Origin of the sequence: Pantoea sp. SIMBA_079 (assembly GCF_046940275.1) — a bacterium.
Lineage (GTDB): Bacteria > Pseudomonadota > Gammaproteobacteria > Enterobacterales > Enterobacteriaceae > Pantoea > Pantoea borealis.
This window is the reverse complement of sequence record NZ_JAWRYR010000003.1, coordinates 215,290-236,686: the sequence shown is the minus strand read 5'-3', so window position 1 is coordinate 236,686 and position 21,397 is coordinate 215,290. Positions and strand designations below refer to the sequence as shown.

Below are 21,397 nucleotides of genomic sequence, written 5' to 3'. Positions count from 1 at the left end.
CCTCTGCCCCTTAGCTTAGCGCTGCGTCTGTGAGTGCATCCGCCAGGTGTAGCTGGGTTTGCTGGGCGGATTGCAGGCTAGATTTAAGCGCTTCGCAAAAAGATATTAGTTCATTAAATTTTTTAAAAATTCTTTTCTGTTCATTTAATGGAGGTAACATTATCGATATTGGATAAATTTTATTTGCAGATATAACAGGCTGAGCTGTAGCATTTTCATTTTCTTTGAGATTTGTGCCCTTTAATAAAATTGATAAGAATTTAATGTCAATATTGCTGGTGGAATGGAAAGTTCGGAAAGCATTATCTGTTACCCATGCTAGTGATGGTGTTATATGGATTGAACCGCAATAATAGCCAACTCTTCCAATAACAATTGTAGGTTTTTGTATGTTCCAGTCGTTATGATATCCGGTAATGCCGTTTCCTCCATAAACAGGGATTTTTCCATCACTATCCATTTGCTTGAGCGTTAATCCATCACCAGATGAAATAGCTATTACATCCCCTAAGTGACATTTAATCCAGCCGTTCGGTAACGTGTGTTTATTTTTATCGGCCATCTTAGTAAAAGCTTTTCCCTTTTTAATTTTACCTTCTTTCACCAGTTGCGCTTTTTCCTGCTCAATACGTTTAAGCAGTTCGGATGCGGGCTCATCATTCGGGTCCTGCGGCACTAGTTTTCCCATGACCGCCAGTTGCAGAATGGTTTGCTTAAGCGCATCAATGCTGGCTTCGGTGGTAAACAGAGTGTCGAAATGCTGGCTGATTCGCGCCCAGTTTTCGGCTAACTCTTCGGCGTTCTGGCTATTGGTGAGTGTTGCCAGCAAAGTTTCAACCAGCTGGGAATGTGCCTCCAGACTGGTCAGAGATTGCTGTTCCAGTTGGTCGCACAACGCCATGAGTTCGCCGACCTTATTTACGATAAGATCTTGCTCATTAGAAGGAGGTATAGCAATGAGACCTGAGAAAAATTGTTTATCATTAATAGCTGGATAAGCTATTCCTGTTTGACATCCTTCTACATAAGTAATGAATGTTGATGAGCGAAGATAATAATAAATGTAATTTGAAAGTATCCCTTTAAAAGGGTGGATGATGGCAAATGCAGTGCTGGCAATTGGCTCTGGGTCGAATTTTTCTGAAACTATTGCAATGTTTAATAGATATGGTCTTACAGTTGAGTAAACAACTGTACCTTCTTTTACTATCTTTCTTGCCCTAGATGGTGCATTTTCCGCCTGAACAATTTCAGGTTCACTGATAATACCAAGTTTTTTATTGATTGAGCCTACATCAATATAAGTAAATTGAAGATCTGGTGTTTTTTGACCCCAGTCATGCCCTATTTCAGAAATTCTGACCCACTCCCAACCAACCGGTAATTCAAACGGCTTCTCATCTTCACTGATTTCCGTCAAAGGCTTCTGCTTTTTAATTTTTCCCTGCTTCACCAGCTCGGCTTTTTCAGTGGCAATGCGTTTTAGCAACTCAGACGCAGGTTCATCATTTGGGTCCTGAGGCACCAGCTTGCCACGTACAGCCAGTTCCAGAATCATTTCGCGCAGTTTTTTAATGCCATAAAGATCAATCTTGCCGTTGTTGCCGCGTCCAGCCGTTGAACGTGTCTGTAAGGCAGATGTCCAGGTAATGATATGTTGGGTGATCAGTTGCTCAGCAGACATTAGTTGACCTCCTTGCCCGCAAGCGCGGCACCGAGGATATCGCGTAGCTGGTGGCGCAGCTGGTTGATTTCGTTTTGCTGCTGCCGATACTGCGCCAGCAGCTCATCGGGATCATGGCTGATTGCTTCTGCCTGATGCGGATTCTTGATATCAAGGTTGAAGTTACGTGCAATGACTTCATCAATGCTGACTTTCCAGGCGTGTTCGTTTTCAACACGGCTGGCAAAGCCGTCGGCTTCATTGCCCCACCAATCGATCTCCGGCTGAAACTCTTCAACCTTCATTGGGCGAGTTTTGCTGTAGTTTTTCACGCCTTCAGGATAGGGATGTTCATAGAACCAGATGTCGTGTGTCGGCTGGCCTTTGGTGAAAAACAGCAGGTTAGTTTTGATGCCGGTATAGGGATTAAACACGCCATTCGGCAGACGTACGATGGTGTGCAGGTTGCACTCTTCTGTCAGCAGCTTTTTGATTTTGGTTTTAACACCTTCACCAAATAGCGTGCCATCCGGAAGAACGACAGCTGCGCGTCCTTTATCCGCCAGCACTTCCACAATCAACTGCAGGAAGAGGTCTGCAGTTTCACGCGTTTGCGTTTCAGAGGGAAAGTTTTTCTCGATGCCATCTTCTTCGGTGCCGCCAAATGGCGGGTTGGTAACAATCACATCGAACTGCTCATCCCATGAAGAGAGCGGTTTGCTTAACGTATTGTCATGGCGAATCTGCACCGGAACTTCAATGCCATGCAGCAGCATATTGGTGGTACAAAGCAGGTGCGGCAGCTGCTTTTTCTCTACGCCATGAATCTGCTTCTGCAGCGTTTGGTGATCGTCGGTACTGTGAACGTAGTTGGCTTTGATATGATCAACCGTGCAAGCCAGAAATCCACCAGTGCCGCAGGCAGGGTCAATCACGCGCTCGCCCAGTCTGGGATCGATACGGTTAACCATAAAGCGGGTAACGGCGCGTGGTGTATAAAACTCACCAGCGTTACCGGCGCTTTGCAGGTCGCGCAGAATCTGTTCGTAGATATCGCCAAACAGATGACGTTCGTTGCTGTCGCCGAAATTAATCTCATTCAGTTTGTTGATGACCTGACGCAGCAGCGTGCCGTTTTTCATATAGTTATAGGCGTCGCTGAAAGCTTCCCGTACCACAAATCCACGTGGATTTTTATCGCGAGGCGCAGGCAGGTTTTTCAGGGCAGGGAAGAGATCGTCATTAACGAACTCAAGTAGCGCGTCGCCCGTTATACCTTCTGCATCAGCCGCCCAGTTGCGCCACAGATAACGTGCGGGAACCGGCAGACGATACTCTTCAGCATCCATTATGGCTTCCAGCTCTTCTTCCTGAGTGTCAAAAATTTTTAAAAACAACAGCCATGAAAGCTGACCCAGACGTTGCGCATCGCCGTCCACACCGGCGTCTTTACGCATAATGTCCTGTAAGGATTTGATAACTGAACTGATAGACATGTTTGTTGCAATTTCCGTAATAAAAAAGTCTGCCACCGAGCGGTCGCTACGGTGACAGACATTGAAAGGGAATCAGGCCGAGCGAGGAGGGAGTTCGTAAATTTCGTTTTCCAGTTCACTCACTGCACTCATGTAGCTTTCCTTGTCACCAAAGTTCTTTTTGATGATCTCCAAAGGGCGGCCCATGGTATCAAAAGGTCGAAGCTTCAGTACCTGAATATCTTCGATTTCCTTTACGCCCGCATCAGCGTATTTATCGAGCAGATTGCTCAAGACGGCCTGAGCCGACTCAGAGTATTTGGTAAAGTAGTTACGTTTACGCACATTATCGGCGCGTTCACGGCGGGTGAGCGGCGGCTGACCGTACACGACATGACAGAGCATATCGAACGGATCCAGCTCTTTGCCGACCTCTTCCGTCAGCACATCCCAGATAATGCCCTGCTGTTCGAGCTCTTCGATAATGGCCTGTTTACGTTCAGCACTCTGCCAGCGCTGAACAAAATCGTCCAAAGATGCGTACTCTTTCATCAGTGTACGACGTGTGTAATCCTGAAATGATTCGGTAACCAGCTTACCGTCAGCGTCATAATACTGAACGCGTTTAGATAACACGTTAACAGCAACGCCTTTAACGTAAAACTTTCTGCGTCGTTCTTCGTCAGTTTCGGGCAGTTCGCCATCAGGTTCGGTTTCTGTTGAGGTGCCAGAGGGATAATCCGGCGATGGTTCTTCTGCATGGCCTGTTTGACCTGCTCCATCTGATACTTCATCTTCCAGCTGTTCATCAAAATCGGACTCTGGATCGGCGACCTCATCTTTTGTGGTGGTTATGACTTTTACCGGCAAGCCATCAAAACGTTCATCTGCAAACAGCTCGGTGGCCTTTCTGAAATCCAGAATGGTAAACCACAGCTTGTTGTAGCGTTCATCAATACGTGTACCACGTCCGATGATCTGCTTAAATTTGGTCATCGACTGAATATTTTGTTCAAGCACAACCAGCTTACAGGTTTTGGCATCTACACCTGTTGTCATCAGTTCTGATGTTACGGTGATAACCGGGTAGGGCTTCTTCGGATTGATGAAGTTATCGAGCTGATTTTTTCCCTCGGTCTCATCGCCTGTAATACGCATAATGTATTTATCATTTTCTTTCATTTGCGCTGCGTTGAGATTGACCAGGGCGCGCCGCATCCGCTCTGCATGAGGTATGTCATTGCAGAAGACGATGGTTTTATCCATGGGGTTGGTGCGTTTAAGGTAATCCGTAATGGTTTCCGCCACCAACTGAGTGCGTTCATCAATAACTAAATTGCGATCAAAATCTTTTTGGTTGTAGATGCGATCTTCGATCAGCTCACCATTTTTATCGACTTCCCCTTTCGCTGGACGCCACCCTTGCAGGTCAACATTGATATCAACGCGTACCACTTTATAAGGTGCCAGAAATCCATCCTCAATGCCCTGTTTAAGCGAATAGGTATAGACCGGCTCACCGAAATAGTCCGTGTTTGAGACCTCATGGGTCTCTTTCGGTGTCGCTGTTAAACCGACCTGAGTCGCACTACTAAAATATTCCAGAATCTCGCGCCAGGCACTGTCTTCAGCGGCGCTGCCGCGATGGCATTCATCAATGATGATCAGGTCGAAGAAGTCACGCGCAACCTGCTTATATGCTTTTTCATGCTCTTCGGTTCCTGTCATCGCCTGATACAGCGCCAGATGGATTTCGTAAGCGGGATCGACAGTGCGGCCAGTGATTTTGGTCATTGCCTGCCCAAAAGGCTGGAAATCATTGGTGCGGGTTTGATCAACAAGAATGTTGCGATCGGCAAGGAACAGAATGCGTTTCTTGTGCCTGCCTTTCCATAACCGCCAGATAATCTGGAAGGCAGTGTAGGTTTTGCCGGTGCCGGTTGCCATCACTAATAAGATGCGGTTCTGGCCTGCTGAGATAGCCTCAAGTGTTTTATTGATTGCCTGAAGCTGATAATAGCGCGGCGATTTACCAGAGCCATCTTCATAGTAGTCCTGCGTAATAACAGGCAGCTGTGCGGCGGTATAGCCTTTCCAGCGACAGAGCTTCTCCCATAACTCAGCAGGCGTTGGGAACTCTTCAAGTGTAATCTCTCGTTCCAGCTGATCGGAGTTCGTTTTGTCGTGAAATACGAAGCCATCACCATTGGAGGCAAAGACGAAAGGAACCTCTAACAAGGCAGCATAACCCAGTCCCTGCTGCATCCCTTTGCCAATTTCATGCTTGTTTGCTTTCGCTTCAATGACGGCCAGCGGTAAGCCAGGCTTATGGTAGAGCACTATATCTGCTGATTTGACTTTCTGACGGGATGCCAGCTTACCCCGCACAACTACCTTGCCATCACGTAACTTCACCTCCTGGCGAATTTGCGTCATGTCATCCCATCCGGCCTTCTTGACCGCAGGCAGAATAAATTTAGTTACGATGTCGGTTTCAGTCAGTTGAGCTTTGTTCACGCCAGCCATAGCATTTCCGGTCAGATTAAAGTGAAGGAATATGGACCAATTCTTGCACAAATAAAGAGCTTCGTTAATGCCTTTAGCCAACAAAATCAGTCCTGTGAAATCTTTCATCATGCTAATTCAAATTTGCAGCTTGGTGCTTTTTGTTAAACCTTACTTATTGATTATTCTCTTGTGTCCATCACTGCTCAGGGTCACCGCTATAATGGCTTGTAATTGCAGCAGAGTGCTCTCTTCAGTTAGCTGGCTTAGGAAAAGTTTAATCAGTAACGCCTTTAACAATAGGACGCTTGTTACATGTATTCTGGGGAGATAGTGTGCGATGAGTAAACGTTTGTTCCGTCTGGCAACATGGCGCGCTCATCGTCGTGAGAAGCCTAATACTGAAGTGGTAAGGAACGGGCAGCCGGACGAAGGGATCGGGGCGGAGGCTCCTATTCGAAAAGCATCCGAAGATCGTCTCAGAAGAGCTGAATTTGCGGCTCGTATAGCCGACGTGCTTTCGGAGCTTAGTTTGCGCGAAGGCCGTGTATTTGCTATTCGCGGAGGGTGGGGCTTCGGGAAATCATCTCTTAAAAACCTCATTACCGAACAGCTCAATGATAAGAGCAGCGGAGCGGACTGGCTCGATTTCAACCCCTGGCAATGGGGGGACGGCGATGCAATTGCCAGCGCGCTATTTGGCCAGATAGCAAATAGCTTGGGAGGCGAGCATTCGAAGGCTGCACATGACCGTGCCGAAGCACTACGACGCTACGGCGCGATCCTAACCGGAGTCGGTAAGCCTCTTAAAGAGGCTGGAGGCTCAGGCCATCTAATCTCGATGGTACTAACAAATGCCTCAGTTTTAGCAATCGCTTCGGCCATTGGATATGGCCTTCCTACCGTCACAAAAGTTGCAGCTGTTCTTGCCTTTCTCTCAGTCGGAATACCTTTTGTTGGACGCGTGCTTTCATATCTCGGGCGAGACCATACCGGCGAGTCTCTCGACAAGATACGCAGTTCGCTTGAAGCTCGCCTTCGCGAACTTGACCGACCGCTGGTTGTCTTTGTCGATGATATTGACAGGCTTGAGCCAGAACAGATTAGGATGTTACTTAGGCAGGTAAAGGCAAATGCTAACCTCCCTAACATTGTTTTTGTGCTCCTATTTCAACCCAGTATCGTAGAAAGGGCACTCGATCCGGTCGCTGCCAACGACGGGCGAGCCTTCCTTGAAAAGATCGTGCAGGTTAGCTTTGACTTACCGGCCGTTCCAGCATCGTTCGTGCATCGTATGTTTAAGGAGGAACTCTCAGAAATAGCGGGCTCCTACGCGACTGAGGCTAACGGGTTTTCTCAAAGACGCTGGGGTAATGCTTGCATCGGCTGCATCCAGCCCCTGCTTCGCAACATGCGCGATGCACGTCGTCTCATCTCGTCCATTGCTGTACACATGCCATTGCATGTGGTCGGCCACGTATTCGAGGTAAATATTGTAGATTTCCTGCTTCTTGAGACTCTCCGGGTCTTCGAACCAGATCTCCACGATGCACTGTTTCGTGAGCGAGAATTGGTTCTTCAGGAAATGCGCTTTTCCAGTGATGGACGCCGAGAGGTAGACCAGGCAGCGGCTAAGGAGCTTCTTGAGACAGTCTCAGAGCAACGCCGCAATATCATTAGCAATGCGCTCAAAGACTTATTTCCACCTCTCGAATGGGCATTTGGAGGAACAAGATATGCGGACGGCTTCAATCGCCAGTGGTTGACTGAAAAACGAGTATGCACATCGCGCTACTTCCCACGTTATTTTGAACTCCAGACTAGTGTTGGAGAAATGTCTGAACGCCGTTTCTTTGATTTTCTCGAAGCAACAGCGACAGAGGGTGAGCTCTTAGCTGCAATCACTGCCCTCGAAGCTGATGGGCTGCTAGGTTCGCTCGTTGCGAGGCTCGACGAATCCGTTGATCGATTACCCTTCGAACACGCAGCTGTTCTACTTCCAGGTATGTACCTACTCGCTGAAAAACTCGCAGGTACTGACAGCGGCTCTTTTGATTCGTCATATGTAGCAGCATGGCGAGCGACAAATTGGTACCTGAAGCGCATTCCTGAGGATGTGCGAGGCGCTTTGGCTTTAGAAGCACTCCGTAAAACTGAAGCTCTATCCGTTGCCTCGCTCCTGATCCATCTCAGTGACCCCACTGATCGAAATGAGGGCGAGAGGGGAGTCTTCGATCCATCCTTAGATTACAATACCGTTGTGGCAATGAAGACTGAATGGCTGCGGCTGATAAGGTTACGAGCAGCAGATGGCGATGCGCTGATTGCTGAACCAGATCTCATATCTCTGCTCTATCGCTGGAAAAACTATACCGATTCAATGGATGAACCACGTGAGTGGATGAACAAAGCGATTCAAACGGATCAGGGCTTCGCAACGATGGTTACACGTTTGATGAGTCGTGGCTCGAGCCACACATACGGTGATTGGGTATCCACACAGCATAACAGTTTTAACAAAGAGACAATTAACGACTTTATTGGCATTAACTTGGCGAAAGCCAAATGTGATGCAATTAATCCTGCACAGTTCCCGGAGCACGAAGAGTCTCTGCGAACGCTGCTTTGGTATCTACAAGGATGGCTTGGGCTGAGAGAAAACGATGCTTTCGATTTTTAGAGCGCCGGAACGGCAGAAGCTCAAGCCAGAAGTTATGCAATAGATCTTTGACCTATGTGGTTCATGTGACCTGCTCCCCGTTGATTAATACACCGCGATGTTAGTAATGTCTTCATAAGCCACATGAGGGCATCCCCATGAAGAAGCGTTTTTCCGACGAACAGATCATCAGTATCCTCCGCGAGGCTGAAGCCGGGGTTTCTGCCCGTGAGCTCTGCCGCAAGCACGCTATTTCAGACGCCACCTTTTACACCTGGCGCAAGAAGTTCGGCGGCATGGAAGTCCCCGAAGTGAAGCGGCTCAAGTCGCTTGAAGAGGAGAACACTCGTCTCAAGAAGCTGCTCGCCGAAGCCATGCTGGATAAGGAGGCGCTTCAGGTGGCTCTGCGCCGAAAGCTCTGACGACAGACCAGAAGCGGGAAGCCGTGGAGGTCATGTTTGAGGCAATGGGTCTGTCGCAACGCCGTGCCTGCAGGCTGGCTGGTCTGTCCCTTTCAACCTGCCGTTATTCGGCTCAGCGTCCGGCTGCTGACGCGCAGCTGTCTTTGCGTATCACAGAGCTGGCACTTGAACGTCGCCGGTTTGGTTACCGGCGCATCTGGCAGTTATTACGTCGGGAGGGCCTTCACGTCAACCACAAGCGGGTTTACCGCATCTATCGCCTTAACGGTCTGGGTGTAAAACGCAGGCGACGCCGTAAGGGGCTGGCGACTGAGCGGCTTCCGCTTCTACGCCCGGATGCGCCGAACCTGACATGGTCGATGGATTTTGTCATGGATGCACTTGCCAGCGGCCGCCGGATTAAGTGCCTGACCTGCGTGGATGATTTCACGAAGGAGTGTCTGACGATCACCGCCGCTTTCGGGATTTCAGGTATCCAGGTCGCGCGTATTCTGGACAGCATTACGCTGTTTCGTGGATATCCTGAGACGATAAGAACCGATCAAGGCCCGGAATTTACCTGCCGCGCGCTGGATCAATGGGCCTTTGAACATGGTGTTGAGTTGCGCTTAATCCAGCCGGGCAAGCCAACGCAGAACGGATTTATTGAGAGTTTCAACGGTCGCTTTCGGCATGAATGCCTGAATGAGCACTGGTTCATCGATATTCTACATGCCCGAGAAATCATTAATGACTGGCGGAAGGACTATAACGAGTCCAGACCTCATTCATCGCTGAATTACCAGACGCCATCTGAATTTGCAGCAGGCTGGCGAAACGGGAAGCATGAAGAAATATCAACCGACATTACTAACTGAAGGTTGTATCTGATACAGGGGGCAGGTCATGGGGATTGGATGATTTTGATAGTGTTCTAGATGTCGTATTTACAGCATTAGAGCAAACTGCGAGAAGGTAAATTTGCTAGAAAGTGGGGGTTAGGCTGGAAGATAATGCGGCCATCTAAACATTTGAAGCAGTAAATAACGCCAACAGACCTTACTTACAGGATTTGTTGGCGATTGATCTTAAAAATAAAATCTAATTTCTCATGTTTGTTAACAAATTATCAGCGATTTTTCTTAAAGCGACTTCATCACCTTTAGCACTGGCTTCGAGTAATTTTACTATGTTCCTATTTTTGGCGGTCTTTGATTCAAGTTCAAAGGATGCGACCAGTTTTATCCAACGATTTCCTGGGCCGTTATACCAAGCTAGTTTTTGTAAAATTAGCTCATCACCAGGCAAGCACTCATTTAAATAATACTCCCATTGATTAACAGTCAGGCGTTCTAATAAGTTATTAGCATCTGACTGTGCTGCGTTTGATACGCCGTATTGATTTCCAAGCTTAACAGCTAATATAGCAGACATACTTATTGGAAATGCTGGCCACGGGATTGTTGTTCCAAGCTTCGAAAGTGCAGATATTGCGGCTGGCTCGTTGTAAAAATTATTCATTTCAGTATGAACATTGATTACATTAGAAGCGGCAGCAGAAAATGTTTGTGAGCGAAGAGATTCAGGAACATAATCAAACCCCTTCATCGATGTTAGTGCTTTTTTTAAGGCTGTAACTGCTGGAGCATGACCGGAATTGACAGCTTCTGCGTATGATTGGCCAATGGACCATTTCTCAGCATCTCGTAAACTGTTCCATAAAAATGGTACAAGCACAACAATATTGCCCAATGTATGTTCAAATTGTGCTCCAGATTTAGTCTTAACTCCTGAGAGTAAAATACTTAATGTGGTTTTTTTGAAAAAATACGGTGCTGCTCGTAGAGTCTCAACTTCGGAATCTGATATTTTGAATGTACGACTTTCTAAGGAGGTACGAAAGTCCATAAACTCTGCAGGGGCGATATTGCCATTTCTTCCCAGAACAGCATTTACACAGGTTCTTAAGAAAGATAAAGCTTCCTCTCTAGACATTTCCTCCGCTTCAGAGTCTTCCAGATTGAGACTATCAAAATGTGCTAATAATTCAAGGTGTTGAGTTAAGCGTTTGGCATCTGTAGAATTTATTAATCCTAATTCTCTTGCAAGAGTAATTGCTTCATAATTTGAAATGCTTACTGTTGGAACCGAGTCCTCTGTGAGATCTGCTCGGCCAAGCATTTCACCAACGAAGGCCATTCCGAGTGATGCTAATGCTCTTTTGAGCTGAGAAAGTGCTTTGTTAAGAACAAAACCAGCCATCATTTCGTAAGAGTCGGATTGGAATGCAGTTACAATTTGTTTTTGGTCACGAGAACTTAGATTATTAGCGACTCCCGCAATATCCGAAGCTGTCGATGCTGTTTTCGGTACAACTGAACCTGTAGGTTCTCTCCAAACCACTACCGAATTATTCATTTTTACTACCCTCACTATTAACATGAAGATCTGTTCGTCCATCTTGAGAACGAAAATAAGCAGCTGACAGATCTGAACCTACAAGCTGTTTCATCGAAGCATAAGCACGACTTCTTGCGCCCCCAGAAATACTTGTGGTTTCCTCACTACGAATAAAAGCTCGATATCCTAAAACACAACCTGCATTATTAAAAACAGTAATGCCATCGCTTCCTATAAATCCTGATACTAATTCAGCTGCAGCTTGTAAGCGACTTACTGAAGTTGCAGTTCTTCCTTCATCCAAATGCAATGTTATTTTCTCAAATAAATCGATAACTGGATTGAGTTGTACAGCGTCGTTAAGTGAAGTTGGTAGCACTTTTGCATCAGATGAAATAACAGCGATTAATGTCCCGTGACTATTATTTACAGCAGATCCAAGTAGTCGGCCAACAAAGCTAGAAAACATTTCCGAATTTTCACCTAGGTTCGAAGAAATAGATTTAGCTAAGCCTTGAATGTGTTCTTCACCGTTCAGTTCAGTTACGTCCGCATCATTATTAAAACGAAACTCAACACCACTTCCTGCGTTCGTTTTAACTTCTACCTTATTAATTGCACTTTGAGATATTTTAATTACCGGGAAACCATCGGGAGTGCCATCTAATATCGCTTCATCGACAGTCAATGAAGATGGGTCACTGCTTCCACAAAATACTCCAAATTTGCACGTTAGATTTGCAGAAGACCTCTCAATATATATCCGCCAGTTATCTCGGCAAAGAGGTGCAGCCGCCTTCAAAATTTTAGAACCGGCATTCTCTAAATTAATCTCATCGGACAGTGGAACATGTTCTCCTACACCTGCTCTCTGAAGCAACTCTGCAATTGAATTACATATAAATACTGATGGTTTTAACGGAACACCTTCTTCAGTATATGCTGCAAGTTGGGATACTATCCCAGCGATGAGTCTTGAGGTCACACTACATTCAAGACCTATCTCTGTCATAAGATCCATCGTGTTAGAGGTTAAGTCTGCTCTGAAAGAAACACTTTTTGAATATGCCATTCAATTACCCTCGAAACAATATAGTATGTATTTTTCGATAAGCACTTGCTGTTCAGTTCCATTGTTACCCATAAATTTTTCCCATTAAGGATGATTTGAGTGCATACCTACAACATCATGCTGCATCATTTCACATGAGTTTCATGATGTAAGTTGTCTTTCGTGTGTGAGCAACCTCACATTTTTTTAGTAAACGAGTCAGTAAGAAGGTTTATTACTTGTAAATCATGTTCTTAACATGAACTTAACCTAAGCGCGGTCTTTAAATTCGATGGCACGTATTAGATACTAAAACTTCATAACGACTAATTCAAAAGATTTATACACATCGATTCAGATAGTTATTGTCAATGCCACGGGTTTAACGGGCACCACAGATTCATTTAAGATGACTTACAAGGGTGGTGCTCATGAGCAGTAAAAGTTATCCCGAAGAGTTTAAAATTGAAGCGGTTAAAGAGGTCATTGATCGTGGACATTCCAATGCAAATGTCGCCACCCGTCTTGATATCACCACGCACAGCCTCTTTGCCTGCACGGCCCTGATTCATCAGCCGCTAAAGTGCAGTCTGATACCCAGTCTAAGATCCGGCGACTTCAGAAAGAACCGAAGCGGTTTTGATCTGCTCACCACAAGTTAATGCAGATAGAATGTTAGCAATGTCCGCTTCTGGCACCAAGCAGACTTTCAACCGGGTACACCTTCTGAGAGCGAATAGTGAAAATTTGCAAGGAATCACTGACACCATAATGTTTTAATCAACGGGCAGTAGGTCTGTAAGCTTCGCCTCAGAGTTTTTCACTACCAGCAGCTTACTGCCTTATGTAGACGCACAGTCGTATGCAAAGCCGGGCATTTCATCATCAAGCGCTTGCAGTGCTAACTGCCGCTGATTTCCAGAGCGGTTCACTAAGTTAAAACACAAGGTGTATCTCTTTCTCACTCTAGTCAAGACATGCTTGTTTTATATACAAATGCTGATTGTAGATTTTCAAATTCTGATCATTGCGTTGTTTACCGTTTGACGGTTTTGATCATTATCCAGTGATCAGAGTTCATGATCATATTCTTCAGCGACTGTCTTGAAAAATCACATCCAGGGTTTAATCAACATTGGGTCAAAAAGTCCAATGGAAAAGTTAAACAGATACTGGCGGGCAGTGGTAACGTTCAAACTATAGAAATCTGCATACTCTCTGACGTTACAATGCCTCAGCCATGCATCGCTGTAATAGTTATCAAAATGCTGAACCCAGATATCACTCATTGGCTGTCGCGACAACTGACGATGTGCTGTACGTTGGGGAAGCTGATACTCACAAATATATTCCTGAACCGTAAGCCGCTGCTGCTGGTGGAACTGCCGACGATGATAAACCCAAAACAGCACACGGATCGCTGCACCTCCGCATTTATGCAGATTGCCGTACATCACACGTTTGGGAAGCTTATGCACTTCTGCATATTGCTGCTGTGTTACGCCATTCAAAATCGCCTCACGACGATAATTTTGTTTGTGGTAAGCCCACTGGATGCGCCACGTATCGCTCCAGAAATTGTAGTCCTTGTAATGCGTGTCGCACTCAATGGCAGGCAGTAGGAAACGCTCAAACAACTCATCCAGCGTTGCAGGCAAAGCATGCAGATGCTGCTTTCTTTGCAGCCGCTGTTCATCAGTCAGCGGCACAATTTCATAACCGGTTAGCCAGTCAATGCCGCCTACATAAGTCTTCATCTTACGATTAAGAGAGTAGGGCATCGCAATTTTTGCATTGTACTCCACTTTTATCTTTTCCATCTTTACCTGTCTTCATAGGTGCTTATAGCCAGCGTGCCAAAAGCCACGGATTAATTAAATTAGCCGGGTAGTTACACAAATAGCGGCTTGCAGTAGACGGATTTAGGTAATACCAGCGGCAATACTGTGAAACGCTGATATTGCATGGCCAGTAATATCGGTAGTAGCGCTCAAAATGACGGTGCCAGTGAGGGCTGAGTTGAGCGCTTGCCAGAATGCTATTACCGTCACGCAGGCGGCCCCTGATTTTACTAAAACGCTGCAGCGCTCGTCTGAGCGCCTTCATTGGCAGTGAGGCAGCCTCATCCAATCGTTGGCTATCTTTCAGGGGCAGTGTCGCAGGCTTACCAGCAGAAGGCTCTGCGGGAGTGAAAAACGAATCCAGCTTTCCGGGAAGAGGGCAATGCGCTTGTGCCCGATCAAAATGGGCAATCTGAGTACGTAATTGCGCAGTTTTAGTGTGTTTGGCTTTTTTTAAAAACGGGTAATGCCGGGTTCCGGAACGCGCAATGTCTTTAGCAATTCCTTCCTTAGAAAGCCGCTTAGCAAAGTAACTCACCCGCAGTAACAATGCGGTCATGGCCTCAATATCATTCTTTCGAATTAAATAGTAACCATGCTTTGGAAACCAGACCGTTCCGCCCGTTGCTATTTTCCAGCAGCTCTCCACCAGCTTATTAATTTTAAGAGGATGACGCACGCAGTTACCATCAACCATCAACAGGTAATGATAATGCTGTGCTGGTGCCTGATTCTGTTCTCTGACCCAAAACACTCGGGCAAAGCTTTCGGGATACTCTTTTCTTAGAGCAGGAATCAATAGCTGATGAAAGCGGGTAATAACGCGGTTGTCAGCCGTGTACTGAGGCAGATGAAAATCATAACGGATTGCCAGAAAGCGAGAGCAACTGACATAGGTTCTATCAACTGCCTTGAACAAAGAATTCATGATCTTCACATCCTGCTGACTCTCTTCAGGCATTACTGGCCAGAGAACATCGTCATACAGAAACTCGCCTTTAGCCCGGATATCCGGATAAACCGTACCGCGCGTAATATTATTAATTACCGGTTCCTGAGGGGTTGAATCCAGACTGCCAGTTTTACTGTTTATCATAGGGTTACGGCTGTATCAGAATCACATATTGATAACGATTTGATGGGCTGATTGTTTCAAATAGTTGCATCTGTATATAAAAAGAAAGGCTGGAAATTCCAGCCCTGTTTAGAGGTTTAGCAGCAGTTATCGAGCCACTGTTCATACTGTGTGACTGTCCAGCCCATAGTTCTGCCTGCACGTTTTTTTGGCGCAGGAAACTCACCGCTGATTACCCAGCGGTAAAGGGTGGTTCGGCTGCAATTCAGGAGGTCAAGCATCTCACAAATACGTATCAGACGTTGAGGGCTTGGAAGGTGGCTGACAGTCGTTGAAAAAGAATTGATGTGTTTCATGTTTAATCTCTCGGTAGCGAATCAATATGAAACGTATCTTAAAAACCGAGAAGGTTTATGTCGTGGTTACCTTGGAAAGATACCTTGGTGACCTTTGCTATCCTACTGATTAAGCAGATTTAATTTTTCTTATTTTTTGCATCTGTCTCTTTTCAGCCCGCAGCTGATGAAGATCAGTCACGTCGCGTTCAAGCAGGCTAATCGCTTCCCGAAGAATTTTCAGGCATTGCTCTTCACTCATTGGAAAACACCCTTCCGCTGGCCAGAATAGCGGGATCTTATTTTCGACCAACCTCAAAAGCTCCGGTGCTTTTGGCATTAAATCCTTTGTATAGGTGAGTCTGTTTTTGTCGTACAAACTGGCTATAACAGCGATGAAAAACTCTTCCCGTTTAGCTGCATAAGTTTCGGCTTTCTCTATAGGGGCAGCAAGACGTTTTTCCAGCGCCTCAATTTTTTCTTTAAGTGACAGATTTTCAGCTTTCAAGTCCAGGTTATCTTGTTCAAACATCGGTGCTTCTGGCCTTGCAGTATCAAGCGGAACTCCAAGCGCGTCAGCAATTTCTGTCCGCAGAAAACCACAATTAGCCAGCTTATCAGTATTCATGACATCATCACTTACCGCCCGCAGTGCCGCCTCGGCATTAGGATAATAGTCAGGAGCACCTATGTTTGGCGCGCCATGTTTATCCAGGAGCTGGTATGGGGCAACGGGTGAAGTGTCATACCAGCTTTCATATCTAAACCAATACAGCGAAGGCTGATGCTCTGAACGTCGATACTTTTTCAACGCTAAAAGGCACAGGGCGTTATAGCTCTGATCGGGATAACGCTGTTTGAGCTGTTCAAAAAGAGATTTAACACTAATGAAGTGTTCGGTAGCGGACTGACGCGCGAGTTGCTCATTACGCAGTTGCTGAATGGAATCGTCGAAACTCATGGCTTGTTTATGTCCTGCAATTCTGGGACGGTTCAGATAAGGCTGTCTTAATGATTGAATCTGGATGGCTGTCAGGCTTTTGAAGATAGGAAATCAGGTTTCTGGCAACCGGCCAGCCAGACATTTAAACTCACACTACTTACATCACCCAGCCATTCACTTACGTCACCCACTACATCACCTGAATCGCATCCAAAGAAAAAGGAGTCAGACGATTTCTCATCTAACTCCTTGTTTTATTTGGTGGCCCCTGCTGGGTTTGAACCAGCGACCAAGCGATTATGAGTCGCCTGCTCTAACCACTGAGCTAAGGGGCCAGTAGTGCGGGGATTATAAAGTATCTGGCAGAGGCGATCCAGCGTTCACCGATCGGTTGATGAAAATTAGCACAATGGTGAGTGATTGATATTAATGAAAAAATCGGTGTGCTGCTGTGACAGGAGTGATTGCCACAACAGTTTGAGCGTTTTTTTGCTGACCAGGCAGTAAAAGAAATCGTTAACTGGCCGGGTTGCTGGCGCTGGCTTTTCACTTATCATAATTACCACGCTTTCCCCATCCCGCTGAATACTCTACCCTTTAAGCACGTTTATCAGGCATTCAAAGGCGTATGCAACCCGAACATGACATTCGCGATATCATCGCACACGATCTGCAGGTGCTGTTCTGCGGCATTAACCCCGGCAAGTCATCTGCGCATACCGGTTACCATTTTGCGCATCCTGGCAACCGTTTCTGGAAAGTGATCTATCTGGCCGGCTTCACGCGCGAGCTGCTGAAGCCGGAGCAGGAGCGGCGGCTGCTGGAGACTGGCTGCGGCATCACCGCGCTGGTTGAGCGTCCCACCACGCAGGCGAGCGAGCTGAGCGGCGATGAGCTGCGCGACGGCGGGCTGCGGCTGCAGGATAAAATTTTGCGTTATCAGCCGCGGGCGCTGGCGGTGCTGGGCAAGGATGCGTATCAGCGTGCGTTCCGGCAGCGTAAAGTGGAGTGGGGCGAGCAGCCGCAGCCGCTGATGGAGACGCGCATCTGGGTGCTGCCAAACCCCAGCGGGCTCAACCGCGCTTCGCTGGAGGAGATGGTGGCAGCGTATCGCCAGCTGGCGGAGGCGCTGGGTCTGCCGGAGCGCGGGCAATAAAAAACCCCGGCGTGCCGGGGTTTGTGTTTTCCTGCAGACGATTAATCGTCGAGGAAGCTGCGCAGCACTTCCGAGCGGCTCGGGTGGCGCAGTTTACGCAGCGCTTTGGCTTCAATCTGACGGATACGCTCACGCGTGACGTCAAACTGCTTGCCCACTTCTTCCAGCGTGTGGTCGGTGTTCATATCGATACCAAAACGCATACGCAGGACTTTCGCTTCGCGCGCGGTCAGGCCCGCCAGTACGTCGTGGGTTGCAGAACGCAGGCTCTCAGAGGTGGCTGAGTCCAGCGGCAGCTCCAGCGTGGTATCTTCGATGAAATCACCCAGATGCGAATCTTCGTCATCACCAATCGGCGTCTCCATAGAGATAGGCTCTTTGGCGATCTTCAGCACCTTGCGGATCTTATCTTCCGGCATCAGCATACGCTCAGCCAGCTCTTCCGGGGTCGGCTCGCGGCCCATCTCCTGCAGCATCTGGCGCGAAATACGGTTGAGCTTGTTAATGGTCTCAATCATATGCACCGGAATACGGATGGTACGCGCCTGATCGGCGATAGAGCGGGTGATCGCCTGACGGATCCACCAGGTGGCGTAGGTTGAGAACTTATAGCCACGGCGATATTCAAACTTATCAACCGCTTTCATCAGGCCGATGTTGCCTTCCTGAATCAGATCGAGGAACTGCAGGCCGCGGTTGGTATATTTTTTCGCGATAGAGATAACCAGACGCAGGTTAGCTTCAACCATCTCTTTCTTCGCGCGGCGCGCTTTCGCTTCGCCGATCGACATACGACGGTTAATGTCTTTAACCTGTTCGATGGTCAGGCCGGTCTCTTCCTCGATCTGCAGCAGCTTCTGCAGCGAGCGCATCACATCGTCTTCAACATCTTTCAGCTTTTCAGACCACGGCTTGTTCATCGCCAGGGCTGCTTTGAACCAGCTCTCACTGGTTTCGTTACCGGTGAACAGCGTGATGAAGTTCTTCTTCGGCATTTTGCACAGTTCAACACACAGCTTCATGATCAGGCGCTCTTGCGTACGCACGCGCTCCATCATTTCACGCATGTTGTTTACCAGGTAGTCGAACTGCTTCGGCACCAGGCGGAACTGCTTGAAGACTTCAGAAAGGTTGTTGATTTCGGCAACGGCATCAGCGTGGCTGCGGCCTTTCGCTTTAATAACGGTACGGGTTGCTTCGTACTGAGTGCGCAGCTCGAGGAATTTCTCGCGCGCCAGCTCCGGATCGATAGAGTTGTCGTCGTCGCTGCTGTCGTCGTCGTCGCTCTCTTCATCTTCCTCTTCGTCGTCATTGCGGTCTTCTTCAGACAGCTCAGAACCAACGTGCGTGGCGGTAGGGGCGAGATCTTCTTCAGCGTTAGGATCGACAAAACCGGTGATGAGATCGGACAGGCGTGATTCGCCCGCTTCCACACGATCGTACTGATCGAGCAGGTAGGTGATAGCTTCCGGATATTCGGCAACAGAGCACTGCACCTGGTTGATACCGTCTTCGATACGCTTGGCGATGTCGATTTCGCCTTCACGCGTCAGCAGCTCCACGGTACCCATTTCACGCATGTACATGCGCACCGGATCGGTTGTGCGTCCGATTTCAGATTCAACGCTGGATAAGACCTGCGCGGCAGCTTCTGCGGCATCTTCATCTGTATCGGTGCTGTTCTCATTCAGCATCAGATCATCGGCATCAGGGGCTTCTTCCACCACCTGGATACCCATATCGTTGATCATCTGGATGATGTCTTCAATCTGATCGGAGTCGACGATATCTTCCGGCAGATGGTCATTGACCTCAGCATAGGTCAGATAGCCCTGCTCCTTACCACGGGTGACAAGCAGCTTAAGCTGTGACTGCGGGTTTTGCTCCATAAGACGGTATCCACACTTCTGTTAATTAGATTGGTGTCGGTCGGCAGCGAGCCAACTATAACAGTGAAGGCATTATGTTTTTGCCGCTGCCTTCAACGCGGCCAGGGCTGCAGCCCCTTTTAGTTCGGCACTTAAGCCGCTTGATATTCGGTCTGAAATCGTTGTGCTTTACGGTTACGCTTAATGTGCGTGTAAACCGAAAGCGGCAGGCCGGAACGGGAAATACTCCACCATTCCGACCCGGCTGAATCTTATTTTTTCGCTAATGCCTGGCTTAATGCCCAGAATTCGCGCCGCTCAGCGGCACTGAGCCCTTCGGTGCGCTCACGCGCAATCAGCGCTTCCAGGCGCTGCTCCAGCGCAGCGTCATAAATGCTTGCCAGTGAATCCTGAAACACCGCTTCGGCTTCCTCATCCACTATCATGTGGTTCCAGGTAGCCAGTGTTTCAAGGGGCTGGCTAAAATTTGTCCCGCGATATAACTCTAGTAGCTGTCCGGTCGTCAGGCCAGGATTCTCTGTACAGCGGCTGACCAGATCGACAAACAGCGACAGACCGGCAAGTTTTGACTGCGCCAGCCCGTCAAGCGTGGGCACAATCGTCGCAAACTGTGGATTCTGCACCAGCAGCGCAATCAGTACGCGCATTGTGGTGCGCTTCAGCGGTGGCGCAACGGGCGGCGTACCGTTTTCTGCCGCCTTTGGCATCAGCCGGTCTAACTGGTTATCGTCCAGAATGCCGAGTTTATTACCCAGCGTCTGGCGCATATAGATCCGCAGCGTTTCGCCCGGGATCTGGCTGATCAAAGGCAAAGCCAGCGTCGCCAGCTTGGTACGGCCATCGCGGGTGCTCAAATCCACCTGTGGCATCAGGCTGTCAAACAGAAACACCGAGAGCGGCATCGCCTGCTCCATGCGTGCTTCAAACGCTTCTTTTCCCTCTTTACGCACCAGCGTGTCGGGATCTTCGCCATCAGGCAGAAACATAAAGCGTAGCTGACGCCCGTCATTCATATAGGGCAGGGCGGTTTCCAGCGCGCGCCAGGCGGCTTCGCGACCGGCCCGGTCACCGTCATAACAGCAGATAACCGTGTCAGTCGAGCGGAACAACAGCTGAATATGTTCAGCCGTAGTGGAGGTTCCCAGCGACGCCACGGCATAATCGATGCCGAACTGTGCCAGGGCGACCACATCCATATAGCCCTCCACCACCAGCAGGCGTGCCGGCTGAGGATGGTTCTTCTGTGCTTCGTAAAGGCCATAGAGCTGGCGGCCTTTATGGAAAATCGGTGTTTCCGGCGAGTTCAGATACTTAGGCGTATCATTACCCAGCACGCGTCCGCCAAAGCCGATAACGCGTCCGCGCTTATCGCGGATCGGGAACATCACGCGATCGCGGAAGCGATCGTAGCTGCGGCCTTTATCATTGGTGACCAGCATGCCCGCTTCCATCAGCGATTCGCGGTCTTCCTGCTGCTGTCCAAAACGCTTCAGCACGTTATCCCAGCCCGCAGGCGCATAGCCAATCGCAAAGTGATCGATCACCTGCTGGCTGAGCCCGCGTGAGCCTAAATAGCGCTGGGCATTCTCCGCTTCCGGACTGCGCAGGCTCTGCTGATAGAAACTATCCAGTTTCTCCAGCAGCTGGTAAAGACTCTGACGCTGATGACGCTCAATCGGGCTGGGGCCGCTGCCTGTTTCGTACGGCACTTCAAGGCCGTGCTGGGTGGCGAGTTCTTCAACGCTCTCTACAAATTCCAGACGATCGTGATTCATCAGGAAGTCGATAGCGTTGCCTTTGGCACCACAGCCAAAGCAGTAGTAAAACTGCTTTTCACCGCTGACGGTAAAAGAGGGGGTTTTTTCGTTATGGAATGGACAGCACGCGTGATAGTTCTTACCCTGCTTTTTCAGCTTAACGCGGGCATCGATGAGATCCACGATATCCGTGCGGGCAAGTAAATCATTGATAAAAACGCGTGGAATTCGTCCAGCCATAAGCCCC

General features: G+C 48.2%; 14 protein-coding genes, 1 tRNA gene and 1 pseudogene. 4 read left to right on the top strand and 12 right to left on the bottom strand.

The window, feature by feature from the left end:
* Window positions 1-10: 10 nt before the first annotated feature.
* From SB719_RS06835 to hsdR, 3 genes are all read right to left on the bottom strand, one after another.
* Entirely contained in the window at window positions 11-1,684 is a 1,674-nt protein-coding gene (locus tag SB719_RS06835; protein ID WP_412159066.1) for a restriction endonuclease subunit S, read from the bottom strand.
* Window positions 1,684-3,159 carry an N-6 DNA methylase gene (locus SB719_RS06830; protein ID WP_412159065.1) on the bottom strand — a complete coding sequence of 492 codons (1,476 nt, stop codon included), beginning with the start codon at window positions 3,157-3,159 and terminating at the stop codon, window positions 1,684-1,686. Before SB719_RS06830 ends, SB719_RS06835 begins: the two co-directional genes overlap by 1 nt.
* Before the next feature lie 72 nt (window positions 3,160-3,231).
* The gene (gene hsdR / locus SB719_RS06825) at window positions 3,232-5,664 is read right to left on the bottom strand and encodes an EcoAI/FtnUII family type I restriction enzme subunit R (RefSeq protein WP_412159096.1); all 2,433 of its coding nucleotides are present in this window, start codon (window positions 5,662-5,664) and stop codon (window positions 3,232-3,234) included.
* A gap of 319 nt (window positions 5,665-5,983) precedes the next feature.
* Here hsdR and SB719_RS06820 point away from each other — a divergent pair, with 319 nt between their 5' ends.
* Together SB719_RS06820 and SB719_RS06815 are read left to right on the top strand one after the other, a co-directional pair.
* Complete coding sequence (locus SB719_RS06820; RefSeq protein WP_412159064.1) at window positions 5,984-8,323, top strand: P-loop NTPase fold protein; 2,340 nt, start codon at window positions 5,984-5,986, stop codon at window positions 8,321-8,323.
* 137 nt (window positions 8,324-8,460) lie between these two features.
* A protein-coding gene (locus tag SB719_RS06815) for an IS3 family transposase (RefSeq protein ID WP_412159063.1) occupies window positions 8,461-9,581 on the top strand; the annotation gives its coding sequence in 2 pieces (ribosomal slippage) (window positions 8,461-8,719 and window positions 8,719-9,581; 1,122 coding nt in all).
* Window positions 9,582-9,804: 223 nt separating this feature from the next.
* On the opposite strand, the gene SB719_RS06810 is transcribed toward SB719_RS06815, so the two are convergent.
* Both SB719_RS06810 and SB719_RS06805 read right to left on the bottom strand, forming a co-directional pair.
* Complete coding sequence (locus SB719_RS06810; protein ID WP_412159062.1) at window positions 9,805-11,121, bottom strand: hypothetical protein; 1,317 nt, start codon at window positions 11,119-11,121, stop codon at window positions 9,805-9,807.
* The gene (locus tag SB719_RS06805) at window positions 11,114-12,175 is read right to left on the bottom strand and encodes a hypothetical protein (RefSeq protein ID WP_412159061.1); all 1,062 of its coding nucleotides are present in this window, start codon (window positions 12,173-12,175) and stop codon (window positions 11,114-11,116) included. The genes SB719_RS06810 and SB719_RS06805 overlap by 8 nt, the downstream gene beginning before the upstream one ends.
* 410 nt (window positions 12,176-12,585) lie before the next feature.
* On the opposite strand from SB719_RS06805, the pseudogene SB719_RS06800 reads away from it, so the two are divergent.
* Window positions 12,586-12,791: pseudogene (locus SB719_RS06800) on the top strand (transposase); the annotation flags it as partial.
* 475 nt (window positions 12,792-13,266) lie between these two features.
* Here SB719_RS06800 and SB719_RS06795 read toward each other — a convergent pair.
* The 5 genes from SB719_RS06795 to SB719_RS06775 form a co-directional block, all read right to left on the bottom strand.
* Complete coding sequence (locus SB719_RS06795) at window positions 13,267-13,974, bottom strand: hypothetical protein (protein ID WP_412159060.1); 708 nt, start codon at window positions 13,972-13,974, stop codon at window positions 13,267-13,269.
* A gap of 22 nt (window positions 13,975-13,996) precedes the next feature.
* Entirely contained in the window at window positions 13,997-15,091 is a 1,095-nt protein-coding gene (locus SB719_RS06790) for an inovirus-type Gp2 protein (RefSeq protein WP_412159059.1), read from the bottom strand.
* Between the two features lie 116 nt (window positions 15,092-15,207).
* Window positions 15,208-15,426: a helix-turn-helix transcriptional regulator gene (locus SB719_RS06785; protein WP_412159058.1), complete on the bottom strand. Its 219-nt coding sequence runs from the start codon at window positions 15,424-15,426 to the stop codon at window positions 15,208-15,210.
* 109 nt (window positions 15,427-15,535) lie between these two features.
* Entirely contained in the window at window positions 15,536-16,366 is an 831-nt protein-coding gene (locus tag SB719_RS06780) for a hypothetical protein (protein ID WP_412159057.1), read from the bottom strand.
* Window positions 16,367-16,607: 241 nt separating this feature from the next.
* Window positions 16,608-16,683, bottom strand: a tRNA-Ile gene (locus tag SB719_RS06775).
* 293 nt (window positions 16,684-16,976) lie between these two features.
* On the opposite strand from SB719_RS06775, the gene mug reads away from it, so the two are divergent.
* Window positions 16,977-17,504, top strand: a complete 528-nt coding sequence (mug, locus tag SB719_RS06770) for a G/U mismatch-specific DNA glycosylase (protein WP_304236221.1) — start codon at window positions 16,977-16,979, stop codon at window positions 17,502-17,504.
* A 41-nt stretch (window positions 17,505-17,545) separates the two neighbouring features.
* Here mug and rpoD read toward each other — a convergent pair whose 3' ends face one another.
* On the bottom strand, window positions 17,546-19,393 hold the full coding sequence (rpoD, locus tag SB719_RS06765; RefSeq protein WP_065648155.1) for an RNA polymerase sigma factor RpoD: 1,848 nt from the start codon (window positions 19,391-19,393) through the stop codon (window positions 17,546-17,548).
* 251 nt (window positions 19,394-19,644) lie between these two features.
* Window positions 19,645-21,390, bottom strand: a complete 1,746-nt coding sequence (gene dnaG, locus SB719_RS06760) for a DNA primase (protein WP_304236219.1) — start codon at window positions 21,388-21,390, stop codon at window positions 19,645-19,647.
* Window positions 21,391-21,397: the final 7 nt, after the last annotated feature.